Source organism: Bacillus sp. JJ1127 (genome assembly GCF_036965845.1).
Classification (GTDB): Bacteria; Bacillota; Bacilli; order Bacillales; family Bacillaceae_G; genus Bacillus_A.
This window is the reverse complement of sequence record NZ_JBALQK010000230.1, coordinates 1-14531: the sequence shown is the minus strand read 5'-3', so window position 1 is coordinate 14531 and position 14531 is coordinate 1. Positions and strand designations below refer to the sequence as shown.

Genomic DNA, 14531 nt, shown 5'->3' with positions numbered 1-14531 from the left:
CATGCTATGCATAGCATGAGGAAAATGATACAAACTTCAATAAGAGAATACATCCTTTTCATTGTTCCAAAGGATGTATTCCCTTATTAGACTTAACTGTATTTGTAGAAAATCTATTTTTATGAGAGTGCTCTAAGTTCGCTTTCATATTTTCACCGCTAAAGATACCATTTAAAGACTGTGTTAACAGGTCCATATTATAAATTGAGGTAAAAATATAAACCATGAACTCTAGTGCATCATATAATTCTTCAATTAAGGGGAAAAATGATAGGATGTTTCATCTATATAAATCCATTTTAATTTTTCGACATCTAAATCCCTGCTATGCAGAATAAAACGTAACTTACACTCGTTTGCTCTTTCTGTTTTTACTTCGCATGTGGCAGAAAAAGGCCCTGACCGCTTCTATGCATGGCCAGATGCTCTCTCCCACCTAAAAAGAGGGATTTTATGTCGTTTTTTTAATTGATGTATATAATAACTAGTTAAAAGTAGTTTGGATAACTTAAACTTTTTTACTGCTATCCACTATTGAATGAGAGGAAGAAGCCAAATTTTCCATATGATGCATACAATCACGATGAATGTATAATCACCAAAATCTAATTTAGGGCCTTTCTTTACATGCATATCCAACCAAATATGCATAAGTTTCATTTCCTTATATTTATGGATATTCTTCTTTGCAAAACGATAAGAAAGGGACTGTAATATCATACAGCCTATTACAAATATAAGTAACAAAATCAGAAAATCGCCCACGAAACGCCTCCCTATTTCTGCATTGTCTTTTCTAATATACGGTGCTTCAAAAGCCATTCTTCAAACTTAGCACTGCCAAATTCCCAGCTTAAATCATTAGCATGTACAGAAAAAACACGATACCCGGAATAGTCATCCATCCATTCATCTTCCTGCACCCCAGTTGGCGTAATCCCATAAAAAGCAAAATTGAAAAAGACATCCCATACATCTTCTTGTTTTCTTTTATACGCAATCGATTCCACATCGTACTCATCTCCGAAATAATCGAGATGTAAATGCATGTCATCATATTCATACTTCATTTTTATCACCCCTTATATTTGTACTTCTTTATGATCCAAAAAATTCCTTCTATGTCCACTCACATCTAGGCACTTACCTACATATTATGTCAGTAGATTGATTTCTAGGAGGTGTCTTGTATTGAAAAAATTCATAGCTGTTTTCTGTATACTTGTACTTACTGTTTTTACGTTTGTCGCTTGTAGTAAAAAAGAGAACACAAAGCAGCAAACACAAAAAATTCACATTGGTGAAGTAACACATTCCCTCTTTTACGCACCGTTATATGTTGGGATTGAGAAAGGATTTTTTAAAGATGAAGGTCTAGACATTGACTTACAAACGACAGCTGGTGGTGATAAAACGATGACTGCACTGTTATCTGGCGGAATCGATATTGCACTCGTCGGTTCTGAAACATCCATTTATGTTCACCAGCAAGGAGCAAAAGATCCGGTTATTAATTTTGCACAGCTTACACAAACGGATGGTACCTTTTTAGTTTCACGTAAAAAATTAGACTCTTTTAATTGGAACGATGTCAAAGGCGTTACTTTCCTTGGTCAGCGTAAAGGTGGTATGCCGCAAATGGTTGGAGAATACGTTTTGAAGAAAAATGGAATTGATCCTCATAAGGATACAAATTTAATTCAAAACATCGAGTTTGTGAATATTGCCAATGCCTTTGCATCCGGCACAGGAGAGTTTGTTCAGCTCTTTGAACCAACAGCGAGCATCTTTGAAAAAGAAGGAAAAGGTTATATCGTTGCTTCTTTTGGGGTTCAATCAGGAACTGTTCCTTACACAACATTTATGGCAAAAGAAAGCTTTTTGAAGAAAGATAAAGCTGCGGCTGAAAAATTTACACGTGCCTTATATAAATCACAGCAATGGGTCGATACACATAGCCCAGAAGAAATTGCCGACGCTGTTACCCCGCTTTTTAAAGACACTTCAAAAGATATTACGGTAAAAGTAATTGATCGCTACAAAAAACAGCATTCTTATGCAACAAATCCATTATTAGATGAGGAAGAATGGAAACAATTGCAAACAATTATGAAAGAGGCTGGAGAATTACAAAAAGAAGTTCCACACGATGCACTCGTTAATACAAAAATTGCCGAAAGCGTTATCAAGAAATAGAGGCGAATACAATGAGTTTCCTACAAATACGTAACGTTTCCCACTGCTTTTTTGCAAAGGACGATGCTCGGCTCGTTTTAAAGGATATGAACTTACACATAGAAGAAGGTGAATTCGTTTCCTTTCTTGGCCCCAGTGGTTGCGGAAAAACAACACTTCTTTCTATTATCGCTGGACTGTTAAAACCAATTGAAGGCATCGTCTTTTTAGAAGATGAGCCAGTGAAAAAATCGACTTCTTCCATGGGGTATATGCTCCAGCAAGATTACTTGTTTCCTTGGAAAACAATTGAAGAAAATATCATGCTGGGACTGCACATTACAAAAATGTACAGAGAAGAAACGAAAGAATATACATTACAACTTTTAAAACAAGTTGGTTTACAAGGGGTGGAAAAACAATCCCCACGTGAACTCTCTGGTGGTATGCGCCAGCGTGCTGCACTCGTTCGAACACTCGCAACAAATCCGAAAATCCTTTTGCTGGATGAACCATTTTCAGCACTTGATTATCAAACGAAATTAAAATTAGAAGAGCTCGTCTTCTCATTATTACAAACGTATAAGAAAACATCGCTACTCGTTACACATGATATGGAAGAGGCCATTGCGATGAGTGATCGGATTTACTTGCTTCAAGCTAACCCTGGAAAAATTGCGAAGACTTTTATCGTCCCAGAAAGTATTCGCTCCTTATCTCCATTAGCAGCACGGCATCATCCTGACTTTCCAGCCCTTTTTCAAGACATATGGAAGGAGCTGGAACGCCTTGGATAATATAAAACAATTACACGCACAGTTTCGAAAAAAAGAACGACAGCGCACATGGATTGCTCGGCTCTTACAATTGCTGCTTCTTATTCTCTTCTTTGCATTATGGGAAATCTCTAGTAAGCAAGAATGGATTGATCCTTTACTCTTTAGCTCTCCTTCTAGCATTTGGGGATTGTTTCTAAGTAAATGGGGAGACGGATCTCTTTGGATTCACATCTGGACGACACTGCTTGAAACAGGAGGCGGCTTTATCCTCGGCACAGTCCTTGGAACAATCATCGCGACCATTCTTTGGTGGATACCTCTCTTAGCTCGCGTATTAGACCCATACCTTGTTGTCTTAAATGCCATGCCAAAAGTAGCACTTGGCCCAATTATTATCGTTATTTTTGGTCCAAACATTTCATCTTCTATCGCAATGGGTGTAATTATCTCCATTATCATTACCATTCTCGTTATTTACAGTGCCTTTCAAGAAGTTGATTCTAACTATTTAAAAGTAATGGATACGTTTGGTGCAAATAAATGGCAGTGCTATAGGCAAGTTATTTTACCATCTTCCTTCCCAGCAATTATTTCAACACTAAAGGTAAACGTTGGATTATCCTGGGTTGGAGTTATTTTCGGAGAACTCCTCGTCTCTAAACAAGGGCTTGGTTATTTAATTAGCTACGGATTTCAAGTCTTTAACTTTACGCTCGTACTGCTGAGTGTGCTACTGACATGTGTCCTTGCCACTCTTATGTATGTATTTGTGGAAGGATTTGAGAAACTAATGATAGGAAAACGAAAAAAAAGCTGACTCCAAACAGCATGCCGGGGTCAGCTTCCTTTTCAAATTACTATTCTTTTACTTTCTTTGAAATCTCATATAATCCAGATAATACTTCTGCTCTCATTTTTACAAGCTCAGGAAATTGATAGAAGAAAGCAATTTTTTTATACTTCAGTTCTGTTCCTTCTTTCACTTTCTTTGAATCTTGTAAAATGAATGCTGTAAATGTATCTGCAATATCTTCTGCTACATTCGTTGTTCCGTACTCAGAAACAAATTGATCGTGCTTCTCTTCAAAAAATTGTATTTGTGCATCTTCATTTGTTTCAATTTGTTTTTCTTTCCATTCCTGCTCAATTACTTTCCAAAAAGAATCATAAAATTGATTAATATATGAATCTGCCTTCGCGCACCCTTCTTGTAAGAAAAGAGTTTTACATTTATTTTGATAAGATGAAATATCTCTCTCCTCTTCAAATGCCTGTAAATACTTTTTATCGACTGGAATTTGTTTATCACTAAGCGTCAATACGTGAGCCGTCTCATGAATTAACGTCTTTATCACTTCATCTATATTCACACTTGAATCAAGCGTATCTAAACTTAACACCCAATCTTTTGGACTATCCATATTAGGAGTCACATGAGCAACAATTCCATCATATCCATCTGTCACAATATCAAACTCTGTTATATTCTTTCGATACTTAGATGGCATTAACGTACGATAAATGTCCCATAAGGTTTTGTGATAATCTATATCCTCATGCTGCTTAATGATTTCTTTCTTTGCTTCTTGATCATCAGCGAACACTTTATTTAAACGCTTCTTATCTAGTTTTTCAAAATAAGGATCTATAATATCTTCATCATTAATATAATAGGACGCTAAAAAGAAATAGTTTTCCACATCATTTTTCTTTTTTTCAGCTTCCTCTATACTGTCTGCCTTTGCAGAATTCCCTTCAGTGCTTTCTTCTGGCCCCTCTACATTTCCCTCTGGTTCCTCAAGCTGAGACAGACTTTTCATCTTTTTATGCACCTTTTGAATCATCTTATCCCCGATTCTCGTACATTCTTCTTCTGTTTCACATACGTCTTTCCTTTCGGCGACTTCTACCTCTTTACTGCATCCCGCTATCAAACTAATCGCCATAATAAAACATGCTAACTTTCCATACCGCTTCCCCATAACAACCTCCGCCATTCTATTCTACAAAGATATAATAAGCATTTTCTTAAAAATATGCGATACTTATTTCTAGGAAGGTTTTTTATTTAGAAAAAGAGGACATATTCATAAGATATGTCCTCTCTTCATTCATACACCGTGAATTGCGGTTTACTTGGGTGATCAATAACCATCGCATCATCCGGGAATTTTAATAGTTTTTGATATAAGACTAAGTCTCCTATACAACCCGCCGTTAATAACACACCGAGAAATGACAGTGATGGAACATTCATTGCGACTCCGATTAAAATTGGTAAAATTCCAGTTGGTATAAACGGAAGCATCAATGCCTTTTTCATATGCTTCACTGTGATTGGCTTTTTAGAATGGGCGTAAGCAACACCTAATTTTAAATTTATGCCCCACGCTAATTCACTCCACGGCACTCCTCCAATGTAACGAAATCCGATTAAATGTAGTGCTTCATGAATACAAATAAGAACAATCATTGCAACAATTAAAAGAATCATTATAGGTAACGTAATGGTTAAGTTAAGCTCTTTAAAAAGAAACACATGCAAAAAACCAACTCCAAACATTATTGCAATCGTTAAAATTAATAAATAAATATTTAACTTTACCATTGAAATGGAGACGATCGTTTCTTTTGATTGTGTCATATTCTTCCCCCTATAAAAGTAAAGATATCTTTACATCGAATTGTATATGGCTCTCCAAAAAATGTAAAGATATACTTACACCTTAATTTAGAAAAATATCCAAAAGTTGTTTTGAACAATAAAAACATTTATAACTTCGCATGATAAGATTCATGTAATGCATCACACTCGTTGGAAATCGATCAATTGCGTTATAGGTTCCTTGTATCATTCCGCCAATGACTTTTGGATTTACGACATGTTTCATCGACTGAAAGGTAGCTATTGCTTTCTCACTAAATTTTGCCACTTTTGAACCTTTGGCTATAAGTTTTAATGTCCGGTAAATGTGAGTGCCATCATTCCGACGCCCCATAAACGGTCGCTCCAGCCTACTTTTTCTCCTGTTACCGGATCCTATTCTGCGCTAATACGTATGAAGTCATCTCCCTCCATACTTTCACTGAATTTTGAAGTGGGAGTATTATTGCCCGCGAATAGCAAGATAAATCTTCATGCGTAATAAATAAAACAGAAATTCACATAGCAATTCCTTAGAAAATTGACATCCAATATGCAATTTATATATGGAACTATGTAATTTATATGTTACAATGGAGTTAAGGAGAGATCATATAGGTGAGAAATAACGTAAAGATAGCTCGTGTTCAAGTAGACTTAACACAACAACAATTAGCCGAAAGAGTAGGTGTCACTCGGCAAACCATTAGCTTGATTGAAAAAGGCACATATAACCCCACGCTAAAATTGTGCTTAGAGATTTGTTATGTAGTGAATAAGACGTTGGATGAAATATTTTGGATTGGCAAGGAGGAGCAGATACATGAAAAAGATTAAAGATGAACGATTGCAAATGCAAAATTTGAAAAACATTCGGATTGCCTTTATTGTTCAAACGATAGGGATATTTGCCATTTTACTTTATGAGGTGATAACAAAAGGGATTATGGAAGCTAGAAATAATCCATTATGGGAAGTACTTATGCTTACTGTTGTTGTTTTTACTTGGCTGAATCTCAAAATTAACGTTGATGTGTATGATAATGCACATCACCAGAAAAAGCCTGGTCCCTATTACCGAATTGTCATCCTTTCTGCATTGGTTGGCACTGTTTTTGCACTTCTGGCAAAGTTCGGCCCAGATCACAGTAGTAACAGTGAAGCCTTACTCGCAGGAAGCGTCATTTTTGTTTGTTTTCTCATCCCTTTTTCTTTTGTTTACTATTTACGAAAAAAACGCTTAGAGGATCATGACGTATAATATGAAATTCTTCCATGGTAACCGATGAGCTGTTTTTACAACTTTATATTTTTTAATAAAAATTGGCTTAAAGATGTTCCAAAAGAATTGTTTCCCTATTTTAAAGCACTAATTAAATCCATTACCAATTAGGAAGAAGAGATATTCAATTACTTTAATTTTCCTATCACGACTGCCTATACGGGATCTGTACTCTAACGATTCCTATATAGGCATCTTTTCTTTTACATCGCTAAACAAAAAGAAATCGGCCACTTTATTTCGTAAAACAGCCGATTTCTTCTATATGTTTCATCGTACGCGCTAATACATCATCGCGCATAATAAAGCTAAATTTCCTATCGTTTTTAATGTTATCTGGAATCTCTTCTAATAAAACAGACCCTTTCGTTTCCTCATAGTGTGTATGTTCTTCAACTGCACTAATTGTTGCGAAATAAATGTTTTTAATGATTATTTTGTCTTTTCCAGATACTTTATATTGTCCTAAGTAAGTTAAATTAGAAACAATCCCGCCAGTTTCTTCATGAACCTCTCGAACTGCCGCTTCTTCCGGTGTTTCCCCAATTTCTACTTTACCACCTGGAAATTCAAGTCCGCGGCGCAAATGATGCGTTAATAACCATTGATCCCCGTACCGGCATACAACCCAAACATGCTTTGGCTCAGGAGAAAATGGATAACGTTCAAACGATAATTGTACAGTATTGTGGTAATAATCTTTAAATTTGTACATGCCATTACTCCCCTATTGATGGTTACAAGTTTTTCCTACCACAAATTGTAGCATATTCTCGCTTTTCTGCCTAATGTTATCCAACTATAATCCATTGATTATTCCCATTTGCGCGACTAATTCTTTCGTTTCATGATTTCCTAAATCATAAATCATCTTATATGCTTTCTGCAGTTGTTCATCGTAACGGTCATTATTAGAATCATGATGATACTCAACAAACGGAACGTGAGAACGCACAAAAGAGCCGAGATCTTCACGGTATGCTTGATCAAAATACTCCCGAAGCTGAATAATTTCCTCATCATTCGCGTGGATCTCAAAGTTATATGTATCCGCCGTTTTCACCTGCGAAATTTGACCGTTTCCTACTGATATATAGTAAGTTTTCTTATTATCCATATAACGCCCTTCTTTCACCCTTTTACTTTCTATTGTTTTCAACAATTACAAAATTATGTAAAATAAAGAAAAGGACACTTCTTACATAGCAAATAAAAAGGAGGAATACAATGTTAGCTATATTACGTATTTTCTTCGTTCTTCTCACTCTCGCCCTTTGTATCTATTCTCTGTCTACCAATAACTTCGCACTCTCTCCTTACATACAACTTGGTTTAAGCTGTACATTTATCCTTACTGGGATTAATGAAATAAAAGCAGGACGAAAGTCAATGAGCATTCCGTATTTTGGTATTTCTGCTCTTATGTTTTTCATTATGATATCGAATATTGTTGCTAAATAGAAAGCAATACGACAGCTACTTTCCTTTTCGTTCTTTTGCTCTTGATATGTATAGTACTCATTTCCCACCTCTTAATCAACAAGCTGAATAACCTCGTCCGCAACTTCCTTCACGGACTTTCCATTTGTATAAATGACATGCTTTGCCAATAGTTTATTTGATTTGTGCGTAATGAAATGTTCATTTATTTTAAATACATCTTTATTATCGGTTATTGTGTGTAATCGTTCATTTAAAGTCTTCACTGACTCATCAACATTAGCACTTGGAAGTAACAAGAAAACATTTTTATGTAGATTTAATGTAAATTGTACTTTCTTTAATAAATTATCGTCCTCGTAAACAGAATGCCCTCCGCCAAAATCAATTACATGATTTGGATAATCTTCTAGTACCCTTTGAACAGAATGTGCTTCAAAAGGCTTCCAGTATTGATAGACTCCTTTAAATCCCTTTTGCTCTCGAATCTCCTTTTGCCTTTCCTGACTAAAACCAATTTCTTTATAATACTCAAAACGCACCTCATCAATTGAACATTGAGGAATATGTAACTGATTTGAAATAATTTCTGCAACACTTGTTTTTCCTGAACAAATAGGACCAATTAGAATAATTGTCTTTTGCATAAGTAGACCCTCCTACATTTAATTGTAAAATTATTCTAATTATAACACTTTCCCTTCCACTATTGACGCTTCGATACCATATGACATGTACAAACAAGGACTAAAAAAGCTGCCCTTTCACAGGCAGCTTCCTCATCTTTTATCCAAATACTTTTTCAAGATCATCTTTATTCTGGCTTAACCAGAAGTTCATCAAGCGTTTCGCTCCTTCTAAATCATGAAGCTTCGCTTGACCGCACTGCGTTTCGTTTGCAGCTGGAATTTCTATAATTTGAACCGCATCTTTTAATGTAAGCTCTAATAAATCAATTACTTCACGAACTGTTGGTGTTCCACTTACAACAAGGTAATACCCTGTTTGACAACCCATTGGTGAAATATCGATAATATCAAAATGCGGATAACGATCAATATATTTACGTAAATTAAATGCTAATAAATGTTCTAACGTATGAATAACATCTGGTTTCATTGCTTGTTTGTTTGGTTGGCAAAAGCGAATATCGAATTTATTAACAATACCGTCACTACCTACTTTATGAACACCACAATGTCTTACATAAGGTGCCTTTACAATCGTATGATCTAATTCAAAGCTCTCTACTGATGGCATAAAACATCTCTCCCGCTTTAATTTTAATTCCGTTATATCCAATATGATATAACGGAATTTCGCATTAGTAAAGTATTATGTGCGGTCGTGCTATAATAATAGAAGAATATGCTGAGAAGGAGACCGTTATGAAACAGATTTTTATTGGCATCATACGCTTTTATCAAAAGTTTATTTCCCCGATGACGCCACCTACATGTCGCTTCCATCCAACATGCTCGCATTATGGATTAGAAGCATTCCAAAAGCACGGTGCTTTCAAAGGATTTTGGCTCACATTAAAACGCATATTAAAATGTCATCCTTTTCATCCAGGAGGATTCGATCCCGTCCCGGAGAAAAAGGAAAAAGAGCATAAGCATTAAGCTTCGTAGCCATTCACAACTAGATCTAATTTTCCTGTATCAGGATGAATAACAAGACCATGAACAGGTACTTCTGCTGGAAGTAACGGATGGTTACGAAGTATTGAAACGCTGTGCTCTACACTTTCTTCAACGCTAGAGAATCCTTGTAAAAATCTTTCTAAATCGATTCCAGAATAGCGAAGTGTATCTAATTTCTCTTCCGTTACACCGCGCTCTTTCATTTTTTCAATTGTACTGCTCGCCTCTATTTTTGCCATACCGCAGTCATGATGACCAACAACGCATACTTCATCTGCACCAAGTTCATATACAGCAACTAAAATACTACGCATAATACTACCAAACGGATGCGAAATAACAGCGCCTGCTACTTTAATAATTTTTACATCGCCATTACGCATATTCATTGCCTTTGGCAGTAATTCAACAAGGCGAGTATCCATACAGGAAATAATAACCATTTTTTTGTTTGGAAATTTCCCTGCTTCATACTCCTCATATTTCTTCTCTTCAACGAATTTTTCATTGTACTGCAAAATCTCCTCTAATGACTTCATAGTAAAAAACCTCTTTTCTCTCATTTAGGTTACACATTCAGTGTATCAAACTCTAAAAAATACCAAAAGTATATTACTTTATCGTAATTTTATATTTTTCAGACAACCGACATAATTCTTTCATAATATACACACAGCTCTGTAACAACTCTCCCATACTTTTCTCACGTTTCCACTATAAACTAAATGTAGATAATGTTAAAAAGGAGTGAAACTTTATTATGTCCGACGTTCTGTTACTGAGTCGTTTTCAATTTGCAATTACTGTTTTTTATCACTTTTTATTTGTACCTTTGACAATCGGACTTGTTATTTTAGTGGCGTGTATGGAAACACAATATGCACGTACATTAAATCCAACTTATCGAAAAATGGCGAATTTCTGGGGTAAGCTATTTACGATAAACTTCGTAATGGGTATCATAACCGGTATTACAATGGAGTTCCAATTTGGGACAAACTGGTCAGAGTACTCAAAATATATGGGGGATATCTTCGGATCACCACTCGCAATAGAAGCACTTGTTGCTTTCTTCTTAGAATCTACTTTCATGGGAATTTGGTTATTCGGTAAAGATAAAATCTCACCAAAGTTCCGTGCTTTTTGTATGTGGATGGTTGCACTTGGAACAAACATTTCCGCTCTTTGGATTATTACAGCGAACGGTTTCATGCAAAACCCAGTTGGCTACGTAGTTCGCAATGGCCGCGCTGAATTAAATGACTTTTGGGCACTAATTACAAATCCATACGCATGGCATATGTTCTTCCATACTGTTGTTGCTTGTTATATCGTTGGTTCATTCTTCGTTATGGCAATTAGTGCTTACCATTTATTACGCAAAAACGATGTAGAATTCTTCAAAAAATCATTTAAGTTTGGTTTAATACTTGGTTTATTCGCAGCAACAGCAACACCTTTCATCGGTCACGAATCCGGTGCTTTCGCAGCGAAAATGCAACCTGCAAAAGGTGCAGCAATGGAAGCTGTTTGGGAAACTGGGGAAGGAAAAGGGTTCTCCATTATTCAATTCCCTGATGTGAAAAACGAGAAGAACTTCGAAGCATTAACAATTCCAAAACTCGGTAGCTTCTTCTATACAAATTCATTTGATGGAAAAATCGTCGGTTTAAAAGATATTCCAAAGGACGAACGTCCAAACGTAAATCTAGTTTACTACAGCTTCCGTTTAATGGTTGCACTGGGCACATTCTTTATGGCACTTACATGGTTTGGTTTCTATTTAAGCCGAAAAGGAAAACTAGAAAACTCAAAACGTTTCTTAAAAATTACAATGTGGTCTGTATTACTTCCATATGTAGCAATTAATGCAGGTTGGATTGTTGCAGAAGCTGGTCGTCAGCCTTGGACAGTATACAAACTGATGCGAACAGCAGAATCAGTTTCACCAATTTCTGTACCGCAAATTTGGTTCTCATTACTTAGTTTAGTATTGTTCTATACATTGCTTTTAATTGCCGATGTATACCTGATGCTGAAATTTGCTAAGAAAGGACCAGCAGCATTAGAAGAATCTACTAAGGGAGGTGCATCTCATGTCTCATGATACGCTTGCAGTCATTTGGTTTGGTTTATGGGGCGTGATTTGGACAGTTTACTTTATTCTCGACGGTTATGCACTTGGTAACGGAATGATTTTCCCGTTCGTTACGAAAGACCGAAAAGAGCGAAATCAAATGCAAGAAGCAATCGGCCCGTTCTGGGGCGGTAACGAAGTATGGTTAATTACAGCGGGCGGTGCAACATTCGCTGCCTTCCCAATCACATATGCAAATATGTTTAGCTACTTATATACACCTTTATTTTTAGTATTACTTGCTCTTTTCGCTCGTGCAGCTGGGCTTGAATTTATGCATAAGGACGATTCACCAATTTGGCAAAGTGTTTGTAAATGGGCATTTTCAATCGGTAGTTTCCTGATCGCATTCTTATTCGGTGTTACATTTGCAAACCTATACTATGGACTGCAAATCGGAAAAGATGGTTATGAAGGAACATTACTTAGCTTATTAAATCATTACGGTATTTTAGGCGGTCTCTTCTTCACAGCAATCTTCGTCGTATCCGGTGCACTTTGGGTTATGATTAAAACGACTGGTGAAGTATCCGATCGTGCTTATAAAATTGCAAAACCATTTTCTATGGTAGCTGCTATTATTTTAGCTATCTTCTATGTGGCAACTGCAAACCGTACAAACTTATTCCAAAACTTTACGGAATATCCAGTACTATTTATCATTCCTGCACTTGCAATGTTGATGAGTGTTGTAACAATCGTTATGGTATACAAACATAAAATCGGTTTCGCATTCACATCTGTCTGCTTAACAATTGCTCTGTTTATGGCAACTGGATTTGCAGGCATGTTCCCAAGAATGCTGCCATCACGTATTAACGACGCTTATAGTACAACGTTATACCAAGCAGCAGGTAGTGAATTAAACTTAAAAATTATGTTCTTTGTGGCAATGGTCATGGTACCAATCGTTATTGGATATCAACTATGGAGCTACACAATCTTTAAAGATAAAATTCATAAAGACTCTGCTAAAGGGTATCACTAGAATGAAAAAAGACACTCCTAAACGAGTGTCTTTTTTTGCTTACACGTATGTTTTTCGATAAGATGTTAAGTTTCCAATTTAACATCTGTGACAAAGAAGAATTACTAGCAGCTTTCATCAAGATTGTATCATATAACATATACGCAAATTCTATGCAATTTTACATATTGAGCTTATAACGAAAACTGGATTCCTTGATCATTCCCATCGTTGTCACTTACATCAGCCGTACTAATCCCATTAAAGGCATTCACAGTAAATCCTGTATTACCTGCTCCAGAACCGGCATATGTTTTCGCTGCCGATATCGGATGTACATTGTACTTATCCCCTAGATTAGCCATTCCATTACAGTTTTCAATAATTATCCCCTCAATAACTGCAGGCATCGTATCACTCACTTTCATTATGTTATTTTCAGTTTATGAAGAGTGCCTAAAAAAATAGCCTGTTTCGAAAAAAAGAAAAAGCACTCAAATGAGTGCCTTTCCTTACTTGTTACGTCCTTTATTTCGCTCACAAGCTATTCCGTCACCATCTTTATCTAAATGAGAACCGTAAGCCGGGCTATCTGGTGTAATATCATAATATCCAGCAGCATTTGCCTCTTTACAGTTAGCAAAATATTTTTTTTCTGGCTTAACCTCAGGCTTCGTTTCTGGTGTAGCTCCTGGTCTTTCTTCCAAAGGTAACGTTGCATTATATAAGAACTGAACATATTGTTCACGGCTTACATGCATCTTAGGTGAAAACATACCATTTCCTGTTCCAGCAGTAATATAATTAGACTGTACTGCACTAATTGCAGTATTTGCCCATGATTTTCTGTCTACATCTGGAAAAGTGTTTTCTGATTTTGCTTCTAGTTGAAATGCTCTTGTTAAAATTTGCGCCATTTCTTCACGAGTTAAAGAATCTTTCGGTCTAAAAGCACCTGTATCGTCTCCCGCGAAAATTCCCATTTCCGTTAAAGCCAAAATTTCTTTTTTAAACATAGTTGAATGATCATTAATATCTGTATAAGGATTGTTATAATCCTCTTTTAAAGCTGGTTTAAAATGACGGAACATAAGAGCTGCAACTTGCTCACGAGTAACATCGTCTCCTAAACCAAAGATTCCATTTCCATATCCAGCAACAATGTTTTTATTTGCTAAATCCATAATCGCTTTATACGCCCAATGGTGATTTGGAACATCCTTGAATTGGTTGATTTCTGCTTGTACATTTCCAAGAGAAATGAATGTTGTTGTCGCGACAATTGCACCTGTCATAATTATTTTTTTGAAATTCATTGCTAAGTCCCCTTCTATTTACAAGTGGTCATTCATTTTTTCTTACATAATAACAAATTATATATATTAATTTTGTCATATGATGTCGAAACGAAAAACAAAAAAAGACACTCCACAGAGTGTCCCAAACCATTTTACTTTTAAT

21 protein-coding genes are annotated in these 14531 nt (G+C 36.0%); 9 read left to right on the top strand and 12 right to left on the bottom strand.

Going from position 1 to position 14531, the window contains the following annotated elements; all coding sequences use genetic code 11:
* Positions 1–531: 531 nt before the first annotated feature.
* Positions 532–765 carry a hypothetical protein gene (locus V7183_RS20615; RefSeq protein ID WP_097898560.1) on the bottom strand — a complete coding sequence of 78 codons (234 nt, stop codon included), beginning with the start codon at positions 763–765 and terminating at the stop codon, positions 532–534.
* An 11-nt stretch (positions 766–776) separates the two neighbouring features.
* Complete coding sequence (locus tag V7183_RS20610; protein WP_097898559.1) at positions 777–1070, bottom strand: DUF3986 family protein; 294 nt, start codon at positions 1068–1070, stop codon at positions 777–779.
* Positions 1071–1191: 121 nt separating this feature from the next.
* Between V7183_RS20610 and V7183_RS20605 the strand changes: the two genes are divergently transcribed.
* From V7183_RS20605 to V7183_RS20595, 3 genes are read left to right on the top strand one after another with little or no spacing between them, the layout of a single operon-like run.
* Positions 1192–2196, top strand: a complete 1005-nt coding sequence (locus tag V7183_RS20605) for an ABC transporter substrate-binding protein (protein WP_097898558.1) — start codon at positions 1192–1194, stop codon at positions 2194–2196.
* Between the two features lie 11 nt (positions 2197–2207).
* The gene (locus V7183_RS20600; RefSeq protein ID WP_097898557.1) at positions 2208–2972 is read left to right on the top strand and encodes an ABC transporter ATP-binding protein; all 765 of its coding nucleotides are present in this window, start codon (positions 2208–2210) and stop codon (positions 2970–2972) included.
* Complete coding sequence (locus tag V7183_RS20595; RefSeq protein ID WP_097898556.1) at positions 2965–3771, top strand: ABC transporter permease; 807 nt, start codon at positions 2965–2967, stop codon at positions 3769–3771. The genes V7183_RS20600 and V7183_RS20595 overlap by 8 nt, the downstream gene beginning before the upstream one ends.
* 40 nt (positions 3772–3811) lie before the next feature.
* Here V7183_RS20595 and V7183_RS20590 read toward each other — a convergent pair whose 3' ends face one another.
* The 3 genes from V7183_RS20590 to V7183_RS20580 form a co-directional block, all read right to left on the bottom strand.
* Positions 3812–4936: a hypothetical protein gene (locus V7183_RS20590; RefSeq protein ID WP_097898555.1), complete on the bottom strand. Its 1125-nt coding sequence runs from the start codon at positions 4934–4936 to the stop codon at positions 3812–3814.
* 125 nt (positions 4937–5061) lie between these two features.
* Positions 5062–5598 (bottom strand): DUF3267 domain-containing protein, encoded by a 537-nt coding sequence (locus V7183_RS20585; protein ID WP_097898554.1) that lies wholly within the window; start codon positions 5596–5598, stop codon positions 5062–5064.
* Between the two features lie 82 nt (positions 5599–5680).
* Positions 5681–5953: a hypothetical protein gene (locus V7183_RS20580; RefSeq protein WP_097898553.1), complete on the bottom strand. Its 273-nt coding sequence runs from the start codon at positions 5951–5953 to the stop codon at positions 5681–5683.
* 263 nt (positions 5954–6216) lie between these two features.
* On the opposite strand from V7183_RS20580, the gene V7183_RS20575 reads away from it, so the two are divergent.
* Positions 6217–6435: a helix-turn-helix transcriptional regulator gene (locus V7183_RS20575; protein ID WP_097898552.1), complete on the top strand. Its 219-nt coding sequence runs from the start codon at positions 6217–6219 to the stop codon at positions 6433–6435.
* Positions 6422–6859 carry a hypothetical protein gene (locus V7183_RS20570; RefSeq protein WP_097898551.1) on the top strand — a complete coding sequence of 146 codons (438 nt, stop codon included), beginning with the start codon at positions 6422–6424 and terminating at the stop codon, positions 6857–6859. Before V7183_RS20575 ends, V7183_RS20570 begins: the two co-directional genes overlap by 14 nt.
* Before the next feature lie 256 nt (positions 6860–7115).
* On the opposite strand, the gene mutTA is transcribed toward V7183_RS20570, so the two are convergent.
* Together mutTA and V7183_RS20560 are read right to left on the bottom strand one after the other, a co-directional pair.
* The gene (gene mutTA, locus V7183_RS20565; protein ID WP_097898550.1) at positions 7116–7595 is read right to left on the bottom strand and encodes an antimutator 8-oxo-(dGTP/GTP)ase; all 480 of its coding nucleotides are present in this window, start codon (positions 7593–7595) and stop codon (positions 7116–7118) included.
* An 84-nt stretch (positions 7596–7679) separates the two neighbouring features.
* Positions 7680–7997 (bottom strand): hydrolase, encoded by a 318-nt coding sequence (locus tag V7183_RS20560; RefSeq protein ID WP_097898549.1) that lies wholly within the window; start codon positions 7995–7997, stop codon positions 7680–7682.
* 110 nt (positions 7998–8107) lie between these two features.
* Between V7183_RS20560 and V7183_RS20555 the strand changes: the two genes are divergently transcribed.
* On the top strand, positions 8108–8341 hold the full coding sequence (locus V7183_RS20555) for a hypothetical protein (protein WP_097898548.1): 234 nt from the start codon (positions 8108–8110) through the stop codon (positions 8339–8341).
* 71 nt (positions 8342–8412) lie between these two features.
* On the opposite strand, the gene V7183_RS20550 is transcribed toward V7183_RS20555, so the two are convergent.
* Positions 8413–8967 carry a shikimate kinase gene (locus V7183_RS20550; RefSeq protein ID WP_097898547.1) on the bottom strand — a complete coding sequence of 185 codons (555 nt, stop codon included), beginning with the start codon at positions 8965–8967 and terminating at the stop codon, positions 8413–8415.
* A gap of 139 nt (positions 8968–9106) precedes the next feature.
* Positions 9107–9580: an S-ribosylhomocysteine lyase LuxS gene (gene luxS, locus V7183_RS20545; RefSeq protein ID WP_097898546.1), complete on the bottom strand. Its 474-nt coding sequence runs from the start codon at positions 9578–9580 to the stop codon at positions 9107–9109.
* 128 nt (positions 9581–9708) lie between these two features.
* On the opposite strand from luxS, the gene yidD reads away from it, so the two are divergent.
* Positions 9709–9945 (top strand): membrane protein insertion efficiency factor YidD, encoded by a 237-nt coding sequence (gene yidD / locus V7183_RS20540; RefSeq protein ID WP_205684579.1) that lies wholly within the window; start codon positions 9709–9711, stop codon positions 9943–9945.
* Here yidD and V7183_RS20535 read toward each other — a convergent pair.
* Positions 9942–10505 carry a beta-class carbonic anhydrase gene (locus V7183_RS20535; protein WP_097898544.1) on the bottom strand — a complete coding sequence of 188 codons (564 nt, stop codon included), beginning with the start codon at positions 10503–10505 and terminating at the stop codon, positions 9942–9944. The genes yidD and V7183_RS20535 overlap by 4 nt on opposite strands.
* 221 nt (positions 10506–10726) lie before the next feature.
* Between V7183_RS20535 and V7183_RS20530 the strand changes: the two genes are divergently transcribed.
* Both V7183_RS20530 and cydB read left to right on the top strand, forming a co-directional pair.
* Entirely contained in the window at positions 10727–12073 is a 1347-nt protein-coding gene (locus V7183_RS20530) for a cytochrome ubiquinol oxidase subunit I (RefSeq protein ID WP_097898543.1), read from the top strand.
* The gene (gene cydB / locus V7183_RS20525; RefSeq protein WP_097898542.1) at positions 12063–13091 is read left to right on the top strand and encodes a cytochrome d ubiquinol oxidase subunit II; all 1029 of its coding nucleotides are present in this window, start codon (positions 12063–12065) and stop codon (positions 13089–13091) included. The genes V7183_RS20530 and cydB overlap by 11 nt, the downstream gene beginning before the upstream one ends.
* A 173-nt stretch (positions 13092–13264) precedes the next feature.
* Here cydB and V7183_RS20520 read toward each other — a convergent pair whose 3' ends face one another.
* Entirely contained in the window at positions 13265–13498 is a 234-nt protein-coding gene (locus tag V7183_RS20520) for a spore germination protein (protein ID WP_097898541.1), read from the bottom strand.
* An 84-nt stretch (positions 13499–13582) separates the two neighbouring features.
* Positions 13583–14386, bottom strand: coding sequence for an S-layer homology domain-containing protein (locus tag V7183_RS20515; RefSeq protein WP_097898540.1), 804 nt, complete (start codon positions 14384–14386; stop codon positions 13583–13585).
* Between the last annotated feature and the right edge of the window lie 145 nt (positions 14387–14531).

Bases quoted from the DNA above. Each gene is read 5' to 3' on its own strand.
- V7183_RS20610 (WP_097898559.1), bottom strand. From the start codon at position 1,070: ATGAAGTATGAATATGATGACATGCATTTACATCTCGATTATTTCGGA.
- V7183_RS20600 (WP_097898557.1), top strand. From the start codon at position 2,208: ATGAGTTTCCTACAAATACGTAACGTTTCCCACTGCTTTTTTGCAAAG.
- V7183_RS20590 (WP_097898555.1), bottom strand. From the start codon at position 4,936: ATGGGGAAGCGGTATGGAAAGTTAGCATGTTTTATTATGGCGATTAGT.
- V7183_RS20585 (WP_097898554.1), bottom strand. From the start codon at position 5,598: ATGACACAATCAAAAGAAACGATCGTCTCCATTTCAATGGTAAAGTTA.
- V7183_RS20580 (WP_097898553.1), bottom strand. From the start codon at position 5,953: ATGGGGCGTCGGAATGATGGCACTCACATTTACCGGACATTAAAACTT.
- V7183_RS20570 (WP_097898551.1), top strand. From the start codon at position 6,422: ATGAAAAAGATTAAAGATGAACGATTGCAAATGCAAAATTTGAAAAAC.
- mutTA (WP_097898550.1), bottom strand. From the start codon at position 7,595: ATGTACAAATTTAAAGATTATTACCACAATACTGTACAATTATCGTTT.
- V7183_RS20560 (WP_097898549.1), bottom strand. From the start codon at position 7,997: ATGGATAATAAGAAAACTTACTATATATCAGTAGGAAACGGTCAAATT.
- V7183_RS20555 (WP_097898548.1), top strand. From the start codon at position 8,108: ATGTTAGCTATATTACGTATTTTCTTCGTTCTTCTCACTCTCGCCCTT.
- V7183_RS20550 (WP_097898547.1), bottom strand. From the start codon at position 8,967: ATGCAAAAGACAATTATTCTAATTGGTCCTATTTGTTCAGGAAAAACA.
- luxS (WP_097898546.1), bottom strand. From the start codon at position 9,580: ATGCCATCAGTAGAGAGCTTTGAATTAGATCATACGATTGTAAAGGCA.
- yidD (WP_205684579.1), top strand. From the start codon at position 9,709: ATGAAACAGATTTTTATTGGCATCATACGCTTTTATCAAAAGTTTATT.
- V7183_RS20535 (WP_097898544.1), bottom strand. From the start codon at position 10,505: ATGAAGTCATTAGAGGAGATTTTGCAGTACAATGAAAAATTCGTTGAA.
- V7183_RS20530 (WP_097898543.1), top strand. From the start codon at position 10,727: ATGTCCGACGTTCTGTTACTGAGTCGTTTTCAATTTGCAATTACTGTT.
- cydB (WP_097898542.1), top strand. From the start codon at position 12,063: ATGTCTCATGATACGCTTGCAGTCATTTGGTTTGGTTTATGGGGCGTG.
- V7183_RS20520 (WP_097898541.1), bottom strand. From the start codon at position 13,498: ATGAAAGTGAGTGATACGATGCCTGCAGTTATTGAGGGGATAATTATT.
- V7183_RS20515 (WP_097898540.1), bottom strand. From the start codon at position 14,386: ATGAATTTCAAAAAAATAATTATGACAGGTGCAATTGTCGCGACAACA.